The 16,078-nt window shown below is 67.0% G+C and carries 14 protein-coding genes; 6 read left to right on the top strand and 8 right to left on the bottom strand.

The genetic code is table 11. The features are described 5' to 3' along the window. The first annotated feature begins 124 nt into the window (after positions 1-124). Positions 125-2,767 carry an ATP-dependent chaperone ClpB gene (gene clpB, locus MRBLMD1_RS17430; protein WP_364401897.1) on the top strand — a complete coding sequence of 881 codons (2,643 nt, stop codon included), beginning with the start codon at positions 125-127 and terminating at the stop codon, positions 2,765-2,767. Between the two features lie 43 nt (positions 2,768-2,810). Here the strand turns inward: clpB and MRBLMD1_RS17425 are convergent, their stop codons facing one another. Beyond that, positions 2,811-3,491 carry a septum formation family protein gene (locus MRBLMD1_RS17425; protein ID WP_364401894.1) on the bottom strand — a complete coding sequence of 227 codons (681 nt, stop codon included), beginning with the start codon at positions 3,489-3,491 and terminating at the stop codon, positions 2,811-2,813. A 271-nt stretch (positions 3,492-3,762) separates the two neighbouring features. Here MRBLMD1_RS17425 and MRBLMD1_RS17420 point away from each other — a divergent pair, with 271 nt between their 5' ends. Next, positions 3,763-3,996 carry a DUF3073 domain-containing protein gene (locus MRBLMD1_RS17420; RefSeq protein ID WP_159635036.1) on the top strand — a complete coding sequence of 78 codons (234 nt, stop codon included), beginning with the start codon at positions 3,763-3,765 and terminating at the stop codon, positions 3,994-3,996. 164 nt (positions 3,997-4,160) lie between these two features. Here MRBLMD1_RS17420 and MRBLMD1_RS17415 read toward each other — a convergent pair whose 3' ends face one another. Beyond that, a complete protein-coding gene (locus MRBLMD1_RS17415; protein WP_364401891.1) occupies positions 4,161-4,934 on the bottom strand; it encodes an alpha/beta fold hydrolase in 774 nt (257 codons plus the stop codon). Positions 4,935-5,057: 123 nt separating this feature from the next. On the opposite strand from MRBLMD1_RS17415, the gene MRBLMD1_RS17410 reads away from it, so the two are divergent. After that, complete coding sequence (locus MRBLMD1_RS17410; RefSeq protein ID WP_159629831.1) at positions 5,058-5,834, top strand: VOC family protein; 777 nt, start codon at positions 5,058-5,060, stop codon at positions 5,832-5,834. A gap of 46 nt (positions 5,835-5,880) precedes the next feature. On the opposite strand, the gene purM is transcribed toward MRBLMD1_RS17410, so the two are convergent. From purM to MRBLMD1_RS17395, 3 genes are read right to left on the bottom strand one after another with little or no spacing between them, the layout of a single operon-like run. Then, positions 5,881-7,026 carry a phosphoribosylformylglycinamidine cyclo-ligase gene (purM, locus tag MRBLMD1_RS17405; protein WP_364401887.1) on the bottom strand — a complete coding sequence of 382 codons (1,146 nt, stop codon included), beginning with the start codon at positions 7,024-7,026 and terminating at the stop codon, positions 5,881-5,883. Then, entirely contained in the window at positions 7,023-8,693 is a 1,671-nt protein-coding gene (gene purF, locus MRBLMD1_RS17400) for an amidophosphoribosyltransferase (RefSeq protein WP_364401884.1), read from the bottom strand. Before purF ends, purM begins: the two co-directional genes overlap by 4 nt. 58 nt (positions 8,694-8,751) lie before the next feature. Continuing rightward, a complete protein-coding gene (locus tag MRBLMD1_RS17395) occupies positions 8,752-9,066 on the bottom strand; it encodes a hypothetical protein (protein ID WP_159629837.1) in 315 nt (104 codons plus the stop codon). A gap of 313 nt (positions 9,067-9,379) precedes the next feature. Here MRBLMD1_RS17395 and MRBLMD1_RS17390 point away from each other — a divergent pair, with 313 nt between their 5' ends. The 3 genes from MRBLMD1_RS17390 to MRBLMD1_RS17380 all read left to right on the top strand — a co-directional run bounded on the left by MRBLMD1_RS17390 (position 9,380) and on the right by MRBLMD1_RS17380 (position 13,570). Continuing rightward, complete coding sequence (locus MRBLMD1_RS17390; RefSeq protein WP_364401881.1) at positions 9,380-10,480, top strand: S-(hydroxymethyl)mycothiol dehydrogenase; 1,101 nt, start codon at positions 9,380-9,382, stop codon at positions 10,478-10,480. Then, the gene (locus MRBLMD1_RS17385; RefSeq protein WP_364401878.1) at positions 10,480-11,100 is read left to right on the top strand and encodes an MBL fold metallo-hydrolase; all 621 of its coding nucleotides are present in this window, start codon (positions 10,480-10,482) and stop codon (positions 11,098-11,100) included. Before MRBLMD1_RS17390 ends, MRBLMD1_RS17385 begins: the two co-directional genes overlap by 1 nt. A gap of 115 nt (positions 11,101-11,215) precedes the next feature. Next, positions 11,216-13,570: an FdhF/YdeP family oxidoreductase gene (locus MRBLMD1_RS17380; RefSeq protein WP_364401875.1), complete on the top strand. Its 2,355-nt coding sequence runs from the start codon at positions 11,216-11,218 to the stop codon at positions 13,568-13,570. A gap of 97 nt (positions 13,571-13,667) precedes the next feature. Here MRBLMD1_RS17380 and MRBLMD1_RS17375 read toward each other — a convergent pair whose 3' ends face one another. Genes MRBLMD1_RS17375 through MRBLMD1_RS17365 form a run of 3 tightly spaced genes read right to left on the bottom strand, consistent with a single transcriptional unit; the run spans position 13,668 to position 16,075 of the window. Further along, entirely contained in the window at positions 13,668-13,829 is a 162-nt protein-coding gene (locus MRBLMD1_RS17375) for a hypothetical protein (RefSeq protein ID WP_364401873.1), read from the bottom strand. A gap of 35 nt (positions 13,830-13,864) precedes the next feature. Further along, a complete protein-coding gene (locus MRBLMD1_RS17370) occupies positions 13,865-15,340 on the bottom strand; it encodes an HNH endonuclease signature motif containing protein (protein ID WP_364401870.1) in 1,476 nt (491 codons plus the stop codon). A gap of 51 nt (positions 15,341-15,391) precedes the next feature. Beyond that, positions 15,392-16,075, bottom strand: a complete 684-nt coding sequence (locus MRBLMD1_RS17365; protein WP_364401867.1) for a hypothetical protein — start codon at positions 16,073-16,075, stop codon at positions 15,392-15,394. Between the last annotated feature and the right edge of the window lie 3 nt (positions 16,076-16,078).

The following is a 16,078-nucleotide window of genomic DNA, read 5'->3' as shown; positions in this document are numbered from 1 at the left end:
CGGGAAGGACTTCCGGCTCTGGACAGCTGTTACGCCGTGGGCAAACATGGCAGGGGAACCTCGCCGCGCAAAGTTGAGCGTAGTACACTCAACTTAGTCAACAAGCCCCCGAAAGGAGCTCTCTTTGGACGTCAAATTCACCACCAAGAGCCAGGAGGCTCTTTCCGCGGCGGCAATGAACGCCTCGACGGCCGGCAACCCCCAGGTGGAACCGGCCCACCTTCTCAAAGCGCTGATGGACCAGCGGGAGGGTGTGGCGGTCGCACTCCTCAAGGCCACGGGCACGGACCCGGATGCCGTCAGCGTCCAGGCCAGCAGCGCCATCAAGGCCCTGCCCGCCACTTCCGGCGGCTCCAGCCAGCAGGCGCAGCTGTCCCGCCCCGCCCTGCAGGCCATCCAGCACGCCAAGGAGGAAGCGGACCGGCTGGGCGATTCCTTCGTTTCCACCGAGGTGCTCCTGGTGGGCCTCTCCGCCGGCAATGATGCTGCTGCGCGCCTGCTGCGTGAAGCCGGTGCCTCACGGGAGGCTCTGCTCGCTGCCCTCCCCGGAGTCCGCGGCGACCGAAAGGTGGACAGCCCGGACCCCGAAAACACCTTCCAGGCCCTGGAGAAGTACGGCACGGACCTCACCGCCATGGCCCGCGCCGGCAAACTGGACCCCGTGATCGGGCGCGACTCCGAAATCCGCCGAGTGGTGCAGGTGCTGTCCCGGCGCACCAAGAACAACCCGGTGCTGATCGGCGAGCCCGGCGTGGGCAAGACTGCCGTCGTCGAAGGCCTGGCCCAGCGGATGGTGGCAGGCGACGTCCCGGAAAGCCTGCGCGGCAAGACGCTCATCTCCCTGGACCTTGGGTCCATGGTGGCCGGCGCCAAATACCGCGGAGAGTTCGAGGAGCGGCTGAAGGCTGTCCTCGAGGAGATCAAGGGCTCCGAGGGGCAGGTGGTCACGTTCATCGACGAGATCCACACCGTGGTGGGTGCCGGGGCCACCGGTGATTCCTCCATGGACGCCGGCAACATGCTCAAGCCCATGCTGGCCCGCGGTGAGCTCCGCCTGATCGGTGCCACCACCCTGGATGAGTACCGCGAAAACATCGAAAAGGACGCGGCCCTGGAACGCCGCTTCCAGCAGGTGTACGTGGGCGAGCCCAGCGTGGAGGACACTATCGGCATCCTCCGCGGCCTCAAGGAGCGCTACGAGGCGCACCACAAGGTCTCCATCGCCGACTCAGCCTTGGTAGCCGCCGCCACGCTGTCCAACCGGTATATCACGGGGCGCCAACTTCCGGACAAGGCCATCGACCTCGTGGATGAGGCCGCGTCCCGGCTCCGCATGGAAATTGACTCCGCTCCGGAGGAGATCGACCAGCTGCGGCGCCAGGTGGACCGGCTCACCATGGAGGAACTGGCACTGTCCGGAGAATCGGATCCCGCATCCGTGGAGCGGCTCGCGGCACTGCGCGCCGACAAGGCGGACAAGGAAGAGGAGCTCTCGGCCCTGAACGCCCGCTGGGAAGCGGAGAAGGCCGGCCTCAACCGGGTGGGTGACCTGAAGGCGAAGCTGGACGAACTGCGCTCCGCCGCTGACAAGGCCCAGCGCGAGGGCGACCTGGAGGCTGCGTCCCGGATCCTCTACGGGGAAATCCCGGCCCTTGAACGCGAGGTGAACGCCGCCGCGGAAGCCGAGGCCGCCGTGACGGACAAGTCCGCGCAGATGGTGGCGGAGGAAGTCACCGCGGAGGACATTGCAGAGGTCATCTCCGCCTGGACCGGTATCCCGGCCGGCCGCATGCTGCAGGGTGAAAGCCAGAAGCTGCTCCACATGGAAGAGGAGCTGGGCCGGCGCCTGATCGGCCAGGCCAAGGCCGTGACCGTAGTGTCCGACGCGGTACGCCGTGCCCGGGCCGGCATCAGCGACCCCAACCGCCCCACCGGCTCCTTCCTGTTCCTGGGCCCCACCGGCGTCGGTAAGACCGAGCTGGCCAAGGCGCTGGCGGACTTCCTGTTCGACGACGAACGCGCCATGGTGCGTATCGACATGTCCGAGTACGGCGAGAAGCACAGCGTCGCCCGCCTGGTGGGGGCCCCTCCGGGATACGTGGGCTACGAGGAAGGCGGCCAGCTGACCGAGGCCGTCCGCCGCCGTCCGTACTCCGTGGTGCTGCTGGACGAGGTGGAGAAGGCGCACCCGGAGGTGTTCGACATCCTCCTGCAGGTGCTCGACGACGGCCGCCTCACCGACGGGCAGGGCCGCACCGTGGACTTCCGCAACGTGATCCTGGTGCTGACCTCCAACCTGGGCAGCCAGTTCCTGGTGGACCAGTCCCTGGACGCCACGGCCAAGCGCAACGCGGTCATGGCCACGGTGAACGCGTCCTTCAAGCCGGAATTCCTCAACCGGCTCGACGAAGTGGTGCTGTTCGACGCCCTCACGGTGGACGAGCTGGCCCACATCGTGGAGCTGCACGTGGAGGAGCTGGGTCGGCGGCTGCGCGAACGGCGCCTCACCCTGGAAGTCACCGACGGCGCCAAGGCATGGCTGGCATTGTCCGGCTACGACCCCGCCTACGGCGCCCGGCCGCTGCGGCGCCTGGTGCAGCGTGAGATCGGCGACCGGCTGGCCAAGGCCATCCTTGCCGGTGGGATCAGCGACGGCGACACCGTGGTGGTTGACACCGCCGCTGACCTGGGCGAACTCACCGAGGGCGACGTCGACGCGCTGACGGGAGCCCCGAGCTCCGGCCTCTCAGTGCGGCGGAAGGACTAGCCGGCCGATTGGATATGGGAGTGCTGCCCTGGCGGTTTAGCCGTCAGGGCAGCACGCTCGCGTTGATCACGTTGCCGCCGTCGGCAGTGACGTAGCAGTCCACCCTGCGGTCCCCGGACTCCCAGCTGGTGTTGCTGGGATAGCTGCGCTGGTAGTTCAGCTGGAACTGCTTGGCCGCCGGGCCGAGTTTTGCTGCCTGGCACACTTCCAGGGCCTTGGCCTTGAGCGGGTCTGCCCCCGGATACTTGGCGCTGTCCGGGTAGTGGAGGGTGGCCACCAACTGCGCCGAATGGCCCGTGTCGCAGGGCACCACCGTGGACGCCAGGGCCTGGGGATCAAAGTCCTTGAAGCAGTCACCTACCGCGTAGGCTGCCGGCGCAACCCCGTAGCGGGGCAGGGGCTGGGGAGTGGCCGGCGGAGTGACGGCGGTCTGCAGCACGCCCGGCGCTGCGCTTTTCGCTGTGTCGGTGCCGGGAGCGGAGTTCAGCCACACGGCGAGCCATGCCAGCGAGCCGGCCACGGCGAGGATGACGACGATGAGGAACGCTTTCCAGAACGCAGGCCTCCTGTTGGCCCGCTTTTCCGGCCCGGGATCCTGGCGCGGCTGGGACCACGTCACGGACTCCGGAGCGGGCGCCGAACCGGCGTCCCCGCCCTTGACTATTGGCAGGCTTCCGGTCCGCGGTGGCAAGGCTGGTTTCGGCGGGATGTCCTGGTGGTTCACGGGTGCGCATCCTCCTGGGTTTGGTACCGCGGCTCGCCAAAGGCCACACAAAATCGGCAGTTCTTAAGTGACTCTACCGAAGAAAAATCCCGGAATCCCGCGGGCGCAGGTGCGTGATGTTACCCCACGCGGGCGTCCGGGCCATGAGGCGGCAAGCAGGGCCCGCCGAAAGCATGTAATCTAGGTGTACGACAAATTGACCAAACATTCCGGGGCCTCACCGATCGCCAAGGTGACCACCTCCGGTCCAAGTACAAAAGGGGGTCACGCCATGGGGCGCGGCCGTCAAAAGGCAAAAGCTACCAAGCAGGCTCGGGACATTAAGTACTACTCCCCGAACACTGACTATTCGGCACTTCAGCGTGAGCTGACGGGTCCGGGCAGTCGTTCGACGAGCCGTTACTCGAATGAGCCGGTTGAACCGGACTATTCGGCTTATGTGGATAAGTACGCGGATGATTTGGATGACGATGACGACGAGGTAGACAACCGTCGTATCGGCTAGTTGTCGCCGGCAGCGGCTGCCTCTTTGGGCAGTGCACGCCGGTCTCAATAATCTTCGCCTCGCTGCTTCTTCTGCAGCGCTATCGGTGCTGACCGCAGTCAAAAAAGGTCCGTTGGGCCACACCTGTTTCCGGTGTGCCCCAATGGACCTTTTGCCGTTCCCGGCTAATGCGCGCGGCGCCTGACGGGCATGAGCGTCCGGGGAGGACCTTCGGCTGCCAGGAATGGGAGCATAAGGCTGGTGAGCGTGGCAGGCTGCTCGAGCGGCAGGCCATGGGACGCCCCCGGAATCACCGCCAGCTGCCCATTGGGCAAAGCCTCATACAAGGAGATGGTGTGCGGCAGGGTCACAATGTCGTCGTCCCCCACCGCCACCAGTACCGGCTGCTGGATCCGCGAGATCTGGGACGTAGTGAGCGAAGGCTCGGTGCTGATCAGCTGCATGCCTTTCCGGGCTACCGCCTCAAAATGCCCGGGTCCGTCAGGAGAACGCTCGGCGTAGGCCCGGCCAAGCTCCTGTAACACCGGCGAGTCCGGGTCCATGTCCAAGGGCTGGATGCCGTCCACGTGGTAGTTGGTGCCGATGACCACCATTTTCGCCACCAGGTCCGGCCGCGCCAGTGCCACGAGGAGGGCAATGATGCCGCCGTCGCTCCAGCCGACGATGTGTGCGGGGCCGGCGGCCACCTTCTCAAGGACGCTGACTGCCTCCCGCGCCATATCGCTGTAGTGGAAGTCGGCATCGGTGTCGGCGGTGTATCCATGGCCGGGACGGTCGAAGGCGATGAGCCGGTAGTGTTCCGCGAGTCCGGCGCCAATAGTGCCAAGAAGGGCATCACTGTTGCTGAGGCCGCCGTGCAGCAGGAGCAGTGAAGCGCCATTGCCGCCGCGGTCCTCCAACCATGTGGGGTGTCCCTCGATGTCTACGATGCCGGCCATGTGTTCTCCCGTTCCGGATCGACGTTCTCCTGATGATGCCGCTGATCCCTGAGCCCAGTTGTGTGGGGGCTATTGTGCCCCTCACCCCTTGGCTGCTCAAGGGGTCCGTGTAGCCTTGCCTGCATGGCATTAGTTGAGGGATACCGTCACGGCGAGCCCTGCTGGGCGGATCTGCAGACCCCGGATGTTGCGGCTGCCAAGGACTTCTACGGGCGGCTCTTCGGCTGGACGTTCCAGGACTTTCCCACCCCGGACGGCCGCAGCTACGCGCAGGCCTTTATCCGTGGCCGGTTGGTGGCCACCATTGCACCGCAAAGCCCCCTGCAGCTGCAGGCCGGCACCTCCGCAAAGTGGAACGTCTACTTCGCCGCCGCAGACGCTGCGGACGTACTGGAGGAGGCCGCCCACGCAGGAGGGGCCGCCGAATTCGGGCCGGAGACGGTGGGCGATACCGGTGTTCTGGGCTTCCTTGCCCCTCCCGGAGGCGGAACCACAGGCATCTGGCAGGCAGGAAGCCACTACGGCAGCCAATTATTCAACGAGCCGGGCGCGCTGGCCTGGGCGGAACTCTTCACGCCCGAGCCCCAGGCCGCCGTCGGCTTCTTCCAGCAGCTTTTTGGGCATGAGGTCACCGAGTACCCGCAGGACGACGGCGGCAGCTACAGCACGCTGCTCGTCGACGGCAATGAGGTGGCCGGGATCATCCCTGCCGATGAGGGCGACGAAGCGGACTGGCAGATCTACTTCGGCACGGCAGACGTTGCCGCGGCGGCAGCGGCCGTCCAGGCAGCGGGGGGAGAGGTCCTCGTCGAGCCGGACGAGCGTCCCGCCGACGGGTCACTCGCCACCATCAGGGACCCGCAGGGCGGCGTCCTCAACCTGATCCAGACCGCCGCTTAAACGCCAAGTGCTCCCCGCCGGTGGAGGGGAGCACTCAAAGAAAGCTTTAGGCGTAGGCGTTGACCAGGCGGACAGCGCCGCCGTCCACGCCCTTGGCGCCCTGGACGTAGTCAGGTCCGGACTTGAGGATGGAGTCTGAGTCCTCGGTGACCGTGCCCATGATCCAGGACGGCAGGCCCCGTTCGTTCAGGCGCGCGACGGCGGCATCCGCGGCGTCGGGGGACACGATGGCCACCATGCCCACGCCGAGGTTCAGGGTGCGTTCCAGGTCGGCCAGCGGAACGTTGCCCAGCTCGGACACCAGCTTGAAGATGGCGGGCAGTTCCCACGTGGCACGGTCAACCGTGGCCACCAGGCCCCGCGGGAGGACGCGGGCCAGGTTGGCGGCAAGGCCGCCACCGGTGACGTGGCTGAAACCGTGGACGGCCGCGCCGGCGCTGACCGGGAAGGTACGGGCCAGGTCCAGGCAGTCGGCCGCGTAGACGCGCGTGGGTTCCAGGAGTTCCTCACCCAGGGTGCGGCACAGTTCGGAGACCTGGCGGTCCAGGGCCCAGCCGGCGTGGTTGATGACGCGGCGGACCAGGGAGTAGCCGTTGGAGTGCAGGCCGGAGGAGGCCATGCCGATTACGACGTCGCCGGCGCGGACGCGGTCCGGCCCCAGCAGCGCATCGGCTTCCACGACGCCGGTTGCTGCACCGGCGACGTCGTATTCGTGTTCGCCCAGCAGGCCGGGGTGCTCGGCGGTCTCGCCGCCCACCAGGGCTGTGCCGGCCACGGAGCAGGCAGCGGCGATGCCACGGACGATGCCGGCGATGCGCTCGGGGACCACCTTGCCGCAGGCGATGTAATCGGTCATGTACAGGGGCTCGGCGCCCACCACCACGATGTCGTCCACCACCATGCCCACCAGGTCGAACCCGATGGTGTCGTGGATGTCCATGGCCTGGGCGATGGCGACCTTGGTGCCGACGCCGTCCGTGGAGGTGGCCAGCAGCGGCTTCTTGTAGGTCAGCAGCCGGGAGACATCGTAGAGGCCGGCGAAGCCGCCCACCCCGCCGATCACCGAGGAGTTGTGGGTTGCCTTGACGGCATCCTTCATGAGCTCGACGGCGCGGTCCCCGGCTTCGACGTCCACGCCCGCGGACGCGTAGGTGATGCCGGCGTTGTCTGCGGCGGGGCTGGCGGAGGTCATACGGAGTCCTTCTTGTCGGCGCTGGTGGCGGCGTGTACGTCGGGCACGAGGTCGGCTTCGGTCAGCAGGTTCTCGAATTCGGAGTCGGGGCCGGGATCGCAGCCCGTGGCGCCGGCCTTTTCCGCCGGGTCCTCGGTGGCGTCGACAGCCAGGGCGGCCGTTTCCCCGGGAAGGGCCGCCGGGGAGGGCCTGAGGCCGCCCAGGTCGGTGCGCTCCAGGAGGTTCTTGCCCAGTTTGTCCGCGTCCGGAAGCTTGATGGGGTACTTGCCGGTGAAGCAGGCGGTGCACAGGCGTTCGCGCGGCTGCCGGGTGGCGCCGATCATGCCGTCCTCGGAGATGTAGGCCAGCGAGTCGGCGCCGATGGCCTGCGAAATCTCTTCGATGGTGGCGCCGTTGGCGATCAGTTCGGCGCGGGAGGCGAAGTCGATGCCGTAGAAGCAGGGCCATTGCACCGGCGGGGAGGAGATCTTGACGTGCACGGCGGCGGCGCCGGCCTCCCGGAGCATCCGGACGATGGCCCGCTGGGTGTTGCCGCGGACGATCGAGTCGTCGACCACCACCACGCGCTTGCCGCGGATCACGGACTCAAGGGCGTTGAGTTTGAGCCGGATACCCAGCTGGCGGAGGGTCTGCGAGGGCTGGATGAAGGTACGGCCCACGTAGGAGTTCTTGACGAAGCCGTGTGCGAACGGAATGCCGGATTCCTCGGCGTAACCCACGGCTGCAGGGGTGCCGGACTCCGGGACGGGGATGACGATGTCCGCTTCGTGGGTGTTTTCGCGGGCCAGCTGGCGGCCCATCTCCACGCGGGACTCGTAGACGGAACGGCCGGCGATCGCGGCGTCCGGACGGGCGAGGTAGACGTACTCGAAAACGCAACCGGCCGGCGTCGGCTCTGCAAACTTCTTGGACCGCACGCCTTCTTCGTCGATGGCGATGAACTCGCCGGGCTCGATCTCGCGGATGAAGCTGGCACCCACGGTGGCCAGTGCGGACTGTTCGGAGGCGACAACCCAGCCGCGTTCCAGGCGGCCCAGGACCAGCGGGCGGATGCCGTAGGTGTCGCGGGCTGCGTAAAGGGTGCCTTCGTCCATGAAGACGAAGCAGAAGCCGCCCTTGATCTTGGGGAGAAGCTCGGTGGCGGTCTCTTCCAGGCTCTTGCCCGGCTCACCTTCCAGCAGGGCGGTGACCAGTGCGGTGTCCGAGGTGTTGCCCTGCTTCATTTCGCCGGTGAGCTGCCCGCCGTTGCGCTCCGTGATCATGGCGTTGAGTTCGGCGGTGTTGGTCAGGTTGCCGTTGTGCGCCAGGGCCACCGTGCCGGTGGAGGTGGCGCCCAGGGTGGGCTGCGCGTTGGCCCAGTGGCTGGCGCCGGTGGTGGAGTAGCGGCAATGGCCCACGGCCAGATGCCCGGTCAGGGTGTTCAGCGTGGTCTCGTCGAAGACCTGGGATACGAGGCCCATGTCCTTGTAGACGTTGATCCGCTTGCCGTCGCTGGTGGCTATGCCAGCCGACTCCTGACCGCGGTGCTGCAGTGCATACAGCCCGTAATAGGTAAGTTTTGCTACTTCTTCACCGGGTGCCCAAACACCGAAGACGCCACAGGCATCCTGGGGTCCTTTTTCGCCGGGAAGAAGATCATGGGAAAGTTTGCCATCGCCGCGTGCCACTGATCGATTATCGCACGTTATGGGGTATGACTTTCCCCCGCTTCAGTTTGTGACCCGGCTAGCCCTGGGGATCGGTGTCCGGTTCCGAGTCCGGGACGGCCTCCACGACGGCCCGTTCCTGCCGCCTCACGCTGCGGCGGTCCAGGACCAGCGCCAGCAGGGCGCCAAGCAGGGCGCCGCCAGCCGCAAACATCACCATGAAGAATCCGAAGACGGCGCCGGGGTCGAAGGTTGCGTCGCCGGGCAGCGCGTAAGCCACCACTGCGGCGGCGATAATGCCTGCCAGTGCACCCACAATCAAAAAAGGAACGTACTTGGGTGCGCGGCGGACGGTCACTTCGCGCCGCTCGGCAGGGGTTTCGTGAAAAGCCATGACATCCAGCCTACTGCCGGACGAAACAGCGGGTGTAACGGGTCCGTCGCCGTCCGTCCCTGGAGACACGCGCCGAATCCAGGACTCGATCCTGATAGCCACGCAAGCTGTAACTGATATATCTATTGACACAAAGTGTGGCCAGTGTCATATTCTGCTGTGAGCACTATGCGCAACAAGTTGTGCCATGCGCAATTCGACGCGTCCAGCTTTGCGGCAATGACGTGGTCCCCGGAGGTGGCATGTCGGCTAGATTGGCACTTGGTGCCGACTCACCGGATCCGGCCGGATCCAGGAAAGGAACACAAGAACCATGGTCCATAAAGTTCAAGCTGTCGTTGTCCGGGAGAAGAACGCCCCGGTGTCGTTGGAGGCCATCCTGGTGCCGGATCCGGGCCCGGGGGAGGCGCTGGTGGACATCCTGACCTGCGGAGTCTGCCACACGGACCTGCATTACAAGCAGGGCGGCATCGGCGATGACTTCCCGTACCTGCTGGGCCATGAGGCCACCGGTGTGGTCTCTGCAGTTGGTCCGGACGTGACGTCCGTGGCGCCGGGTGACCGGGTCATCCTGAACTGGCGTGCCGTGTGCGGCGAGTGCCGGGCGTGCGCCAAGGGCCAGCCGCAGTACTGCTTCAATACGCACAACGCCACCCAGAAGATGACGCTTGAGGACGGCACGGTCCTCTCGCCGGCGCTGGGCATCGGTGCCTTCGCGGAGAAGACTCTGGTTGCTGCCGGGCAGTGCACCAAGGTGGACCCGGACGTCGACGCGGCCGCGGTGGGCCTGCTGGGATGCGGCATCATGGCCGGCATTGGCGCTGCGATCAACACCGGCGAGGTCAAGCGCGGCGAGTCCGTGGCAGTGATCGGCTGCGGCGGTGTGGGCATCGCCGCGATCGCCGGGGCCAAGTTGGCGGGTGCGACGACGATCATCGCCGTTGACATCGACGACAACAAGATTGGGATGGCCAGGTCCCTCGGCGCCACCCATGGCGTGAACTCCAAGCAGGAGGACGCAGTGGAGGCCATCCGGGCCCTCACCGGAGGCAACGGCGCTGACGTGGTGATTGACGCCGTCGGCCGTCCCGAAACGTACAAGCAGGCGTTCTACGCCCGCGACCTTGCCGGCCGCGTGGTCCTGGTGGGCGTCCCGACGCCGGAGATGCAGCTGGAGCTGCCGCTGCTGGACGTCTTTGGCCGTGGTGGGTCGCTGAAGTCCTCCTGGTACGGGGACTGCCTGCCCTCCCGGGACTTCCCCATGCTGGTGTCCCACTACAAGCAGGGCAACCTGGACCTGGACGCGTTCGTGTCCGAGCGCATCACCATCGACCAGGTGGAGGAGGCCTTCGGCAAGATGCACGAGGGCAAGGTCCTGCGTTCCGTTGTTGAAGTCAGCCCGGTGGAGGTCTGATGGCCGTCACCATTGAGAACCTGGTCACCTCGGGCACTTTCTCGCTCGACGGCGGCACCTGGGACGTGGACAACAACGTCTGGATCGTGGGCAACGACGAGGAATGCGTCATCATCGATGCGCCCCACGACGCCGCCGCGATCATCAACCAGGTCCGCAGCCGGAAGGTCAAGGCCATCCTGCTGACCCACGCGCACAACGACCACATCGGTGCCGCCCGGGAGGTTGCTGACGCCCTGGGCGCCCCGATCCTCCTGAACGAGGAGGACCTGGTGTTGTGGGAGCAGGTCTACCCGGACGCCAAGCCGGACCGCTACCACTCCGACGGGGACGTGTTCGAGGTGGGCGGGGCAACGCTGAAGGCAATCCACACACCGGGCCACTCCCCGGGGTCCACCTGCTTCTACCTCGAAAGCGAAGGAACGGTATTCACCGGGGACACGCTGTTCAACGGCGGCCCCGGCGCCACCGGCCGGTCCTACAGTGACTACCCCACCATCCTGAAGTCCATCCGCGAACGCCTGCTCACCCTCCCGGCCGAGACCGTGGTCCGCACCGGCCACGGCGATAACACCACCATCGCCGCCGAGCAGGAAACGCTGGCGAAGGTTCCGGAGTAGCGGAAATCGGCAAAGAGTGCCCTGGAGGCGCGCCGGGATTCCGGCGCGCCTCCACTGCAAATGAACAATTGAGCCGTCACGGGAGTTCCCGGGTGCCGGCGAGGAAGTTGGAACAATGAAGTTCGGCAAACAGCCTGCCCCCGTCGCGGACATCAACGAGGACAACCTCGAAGTCCACAAGCCCAAGACCGAGGCCGCCGGCGTCAAGGCCGTCATGGTGGCACTGGAGCGCGCGGTGGCGCAGGCAGGCGTGACCCGCACGGCACATTCCCTGCTCCGGCTGAACCAGCGCGGCGGGTTCGACTGCCCCGGCTGCGCATGGCCGGAGTCGGACAAAAAGCGCAAGACTGCCGAGTTCTGCGAGAACGGTGCCAAGGCCGTGGCCGAGGAGAACACCCTGCGGACCGTTGGTGCGGAGTTCTGGGCCAAGCACTCCATTGCCGAACTCTCAGGGAAGACCGAGTACTGGCTGGGGAACCAGGGCCGGCTCAGTGAACCGATGGTGATCCGCGAGGGTGATACCCACTACTCACCGATCTCCTGGGCTGACGCCTTCGAGCTGATCGGAGAGCACCTCCGGGCGACCACCCCCGACCGCAGCGTCTTCTACACTTCCGGGCGCACCGCGAACGAGACCGCGTTCCTGTACCAGCTGTTCGCTCGGGCCCTGGGCACCAACAACCTGCCGGACTGCTCCAACATGTGCCATGAGTCCTCCGGATCGGCGCTGAACCCGACCATCGGCATCGGCAAGGGCACCGTGTCCCTCGACGACATCCACGACTCCGAACTGATCTTTGTCGTCGGTCAAAACCCCGGCACCAACCACCCGCGCATGCTCTCTGCGCTGAAGGAGTGCAAGGACAAAGGCGGCAAGGTGGTGGCCGTGAACCCGCTGCCCGAGGCCGGACTGTTCAACTTCAAGGACCCGCAGACCATCTCGGGCGTGGTGGGCGGGGGCACCCCGCTCGCCGACGAATACCTGCAGATCAAGGTGGGCGGCGACCTCGCGCTGTTCCAGGCACTGGGTCACCTGCTCCTGGAGGCTGAGGAACAAGACCCGGGAACCGTCGTCGACCATTCCTTCATTGCCGCGCAGACGGATGGGTTCGACGCCTACCGCGACGCCCGCCGCACCCTCGACTGGGATGAGACCGAGACGGCCACGGGCCTCTCCCGCGCGCAGATCGAGAAGGTGGCGGGGATGCTGGTGGCGTCCAAGGCCTCGATCTTCTGCTGGGCGCTGGGCGTGACGCAGCAGCCGCACTCGGTGGACACCATCAAGGAGATGGTCAACGTCCTGCTGCTCCAGGGCAACTTCGGCAAACCCGGCGCCGGCGCCTGCCCCGTCCGCGGGCACTCCAACGTCCAGGGCGACCGGACCATGGGCATCTGGGAAAAGCCGAAGGAATGGCTCCTCTCGGCACTCGATTCCGAGTTCGGCATCTCATCCCCGCGGCACCACGGCTACGACGCTGTTGAGTCGATGGAGGCGTTCGAGCGCGACGAGGTGGACGTCTTCGTGTCCATGGGCGGCAATTTCTCGCTGGCGTGCTCTGACACTGAAGCGTTGGAGGCGGGCATGCAGCGGATCGGGCTGACCGTGCACATCTCCACCAAGCCCAACCGCTCCCACATTGTGCACGGCCGCACCTCGCTGATCCTGCCCACGCTGGGCCGCACGGACAAGGACGACAAGCATCCCAAGGGCGCGCAGTTCCTGTCCGTGGAGGACTCCATGTCTGTGGTCCACTCCACCCAGGGACGCCTCACGCCGGTCTCCGAGCACCTGCTCGCCGAGCCCGTGATCCTGGCCCGGATGGCCGAGGCTACCTTCGGCCCGGACCACTCCGTGGACTGGCGTGGCATGGCCGAGGACTACGACGTGATCCGCGACCACATCGCCCGCGTCCTGCCGGGGTTCGAGGACTTTAACGCCCGGGTCCGCACCAAGAACGGGTTCGTGCTGCCCAACCCGCCGCGCGACACCCGCTCCTTCGCCACGGACATCGGCCGCGGCCGGTTCACGGTCAGCCCCCTTGAGTACCTGACGCCGCCGCCGGGCCACCTGGTGCTGCAGACTATCCGCAGCCACGACCAGTACAACACCACGTTCTACGGCCTGGACGACCGCTACCGCGGCATCTCCGACGGCCGCCGGGTGATCCTGATCCACCCGGAGGACCTCGCCGAATCGGGCTTCCAGGACCGCGAACTCGTGGACGTGGTGAGCACCTTCCAGGGCGTGGACCGCAGGGCGGACAAGTTCCGCCTGGTGGCCTACCCCACGGCGAGGGGCTGCGCCGCCGCGTACTTCCCGGAGGCCAACGCCCTGGTCCACAAGGAAAACGTGGCCCGCGTGTCCAACACGCCGGGTTTCAAGGCCATGTTCGTCCGCTTCGAGCCACATCAGGGTGGGGCGGCGGTGGCCGAAGAGTCCGCGGGGGCGCTGGCCGGAACGCACGCTTAGCCCCACGGGGTGGGGTGGCGGCGCCAGTGCGCAGAATAACGACGGCGGCAGTCCGGCAGGTGCCGGGTGTCGCCGTCGCTGTTGGCCCAACCAGGTTTTACACCGGGTGGTTCCCGTCCGGACCGGCTTCCGGGTCCAGGTCCTTGCCATAGCCGCTGGCTGAGGCAAGCCCGGCTACCTGCTGCCCCGCATTCGTCAGGCCTGGCGCGAACTGGTCATCCTGGACGTCCTGCGGTGGCTCCTCAGACCCGGGCGCCACATTCTTCCGCGCAGGGCCGCATTAACCTCGCCGTCTCAGGCGGATGGCGGGTGCAGGACCCGGTCCAGCCAATCTTCTGCCGGGGATAGCTGGAAGTGAACGAGATCCGGAACAGCGCCAAGCGGACTGCATTCCTCTGGCGCCCGGCCGCGGTTTTGGAGATTCGGCCAGCGTGGTGGTTCCCAGTCCTGGTGTTCGCTTTGGTAGTGGCGGCCGGTGGGTGAGGTCCAGCCGGGTGGTTCGTTTTTCGTGGCGGGGGTGGGTTTCCATGCGGTGGTGTGGCGGAGTTTGTGGTGTTTTGGGCAGGGCTGTCCCAGGTTGCTGATTCCGGTGGTGCCGCCGTTGGCCCAGGCGAGGATGTGGTCGGCGTCGTTGTCCAGGGAGTTGTTGCTGCAGCCCGGGAACGGGCATTTGCCGTCCCGCAGCCGCAGCCAGGCCCGCATGGCTTTGGTGACCCGGTAGCTTGTCCGGCCGATTTCCAGTGGTGCCCCGTCCCGAGGGTCCACCAGGACCCGGTAGAACGAGCCAGCACCGCCAGCGACGAGCCGCCGGGCCATTGACGGCGGGATGGGACCGTACCCGTCGAGCATCGCCGGTTCGTCGGTCTGGCCCAGCAGGGAGAACGCCGGGACCGTGACCAGCACCTGCGCCCGGATACCCGACGACGGCTGGTCGGTTCCGGCGCCGTTGCCGGTGCTGGTGCCGCTGGTGAGGATCGCATCGGCGAAGTTATCCGCACGGAGTTGGGGCATGCTGCGGGGCTCGTCCGGTCCCTGCATGCCCCGGGCGGCGGCGGTGAGCCGGTTCCACCCGGCCAGGGCCTGGTCCGCGGGCAGGTACGCGGACAGCCAGGCCATCCCGTCCTGGTCCGGCCGGAACTCCACCCGCCGGTCAGCCACGCCTTTGGCGTGGCGTTTTTCGATGGACCCGGCCTGGTGGCGTTCCCGCCAGGTACGGGCCTTGGCCTTGAACCGGTGCGCCGGCAACCCACCCACCGGGCACCCCCGCGCCGGGTCCGGTGCGTCCGGGTCCAGGAAATGGGCTTCCAACGCCGCAGCCCCCGCACCATCCAGGCACGCTGTCTCATCGGCCATCACCACCGCGTGGCTCCAGGAGATCACCCCGGCCTGCAAAGCCTCCAACGTCCGCGGCAACGTCGCCGTGACCGCGTGCGAGGTGACCAGGAACGACGACGCCGCCCGCGGTCCTAGGGCCAGCACACACCCGATCTCCGCCGCGACCGCCATCTCCTGCGCCCGTACCGGAACATCCGGCCCCGCAACAACGTGGGCAGTGTCCGAGTACGTCACCGCCGCCCTGGCCTTCAACCCTGCGATCCCGGCCTCAACCTCACGGGTCCCGGCCAGAATCTCCAGGCAACCATCCGCTAAACCAGCCAACGGGCCAGACACAGAAAAAGGCACCGCACCGGCCCCATCCACCTCAGCACTCAGCACAGCAAGGGCAGCCTTGATCTCCCCAAACGCCCTCACCACCGCCGCCATCCCCATAAACCCATCATGACAAAGGGGTACGACATTCAGAGGGGCCGGGTGCGGTCGCTAAACAGTGGCTCCGTCATTGAGCCGCGCCGGCCGTGAACGGGGGCGGCCCCGGGCCGAATACGCGAGCATGAGTCCTGCCGTCGCCGCCCCGCCCGCGTACGTCCACGGTGAGGCCCAGGACCCTTCGGGGGTGGGAAGGGCAAAAGCGATGACGACGGCGGCCACGGCCAAAAGGACCTCAATGGCCGCCTGCAGCGGCCTGGCCCGGTACCCAGGGTAGGCCAGCCGGACCAGGGGGATGACCGGGAGAAGGAACAATCCGAGGCTGACGACCGGGTAGATGGCGTTGAAAGTGAAGATCAGCAGGCCCAGCACCAGCAGGCCAAAGAACTTCAGCACGTCGAGGGCCCGGAGCGGGTTGGCCGGCGTCCACCGGCTCAGCAGCAGTCCCCATGCAGGGAGCCCGAGCAGCCAGCCGCCTGCCCAGACGCCGGCGTTCAGCAGTGCCAGGGGCACCAGCAGGGCCCCGGGCAGCAGGAAGGCCGCCGCCCGCCGGAGGTACGCCCCCTCCCGGGGCGGGCCGAAGATGCACGCCCCGATCAGCAGGTACGCCGCCACATACCAGGGCAGCAGCTGGATCACCGGCCCGCGGGCCGGCCCGAATATCAGGAGCGTCAGTGAGGCCACCATGACGCACACGGCGGCGAACGTCCAGGCGCGGCGGGCAGGCCGCTGATTCACGGC

The sequence above is a fragment of the Pseudarthrobacter sp. LMD1-1-1.1 genome (assembly GCF_040676255.1).
GTDB lineage: Bacteria > Actinomycetota > Actinomycetes > Actinomycetales > Micrococcaceae > Arthrobacter.
This window is presented reverse-complemented; position numbering and strand designations above follow the sequence as displayed.

Excerpts from the sequence above, each read along its gene's own strand:
- MRBLMD1_RS17395 (WP_159629837.1), bottom strand. The coding sequence starts at position 9,066 with ATGGCTTTTCACGAAACCCCTGCCGAGCGGCGCGAAGTGACCGTCCGC.
- MRBLMD1_RS17415 (WP_364401891.1), bottom strand. The coding sequence starts at position 4,934 with ATGGCCGGCATCGTAGACATCGAGGGACACCCCACATGGTTGGAGGAC.
- MRBLMD1_RS17385 (WP_364401878.1), top strand. The coding sequence starts at position 10,480 with ATGGCCGTCACCATTGAGAACCTGGTCACCTCGGGCACTTTCTCGCTC.
- MRBLMD1_RS17390 (WP_364401881.1), top strand. The coding sequence starts at position 9,380 with ATGGTCCATAAAGTTCAAGCTGTCGTTGTCCGGGAGAAGAACGCCCCG.
- MRBLMD1_RS17410 (WP_159629831.1), top strand. The coding sequence starts at position 5,058 with ATGGCATTAGTTGAGGGATACCGTCACGGCGAGCCCTGCTGGGCGGAT.
- purM (WP_364401887.1), bottom strand. The coding sequence starts at position 7,026 with ATGACCTCCGCCAGCCCCGCCGCAGACAACGCCGGCATCACCTACGCG.
- MRBLMD1_RS17420 (WP_159635036.1), top strand. The coding sequence starts at position 3,763 with ATGGGGCGCGGCCGTCAAAAGGCAAAAGCTACCAAGCAGGCTCGGGAC.
- MRBLMD1_RS17380 (WP_364401875.1), top strand. The coding sequence starts at position 11,216 with ATGAAGTTCGGCAAACAGCCTGCCCCCGTCGCGGACATCAACGAGGAC.
- MRBLMD1_RS17370 (WP_364401870.1), bottom strand. The coding sequence starts at position 15,340 with ATGGGGATGGCGGCGGTGGTGAGGGCGTTTGGGGAGATCAAGGCTGCC.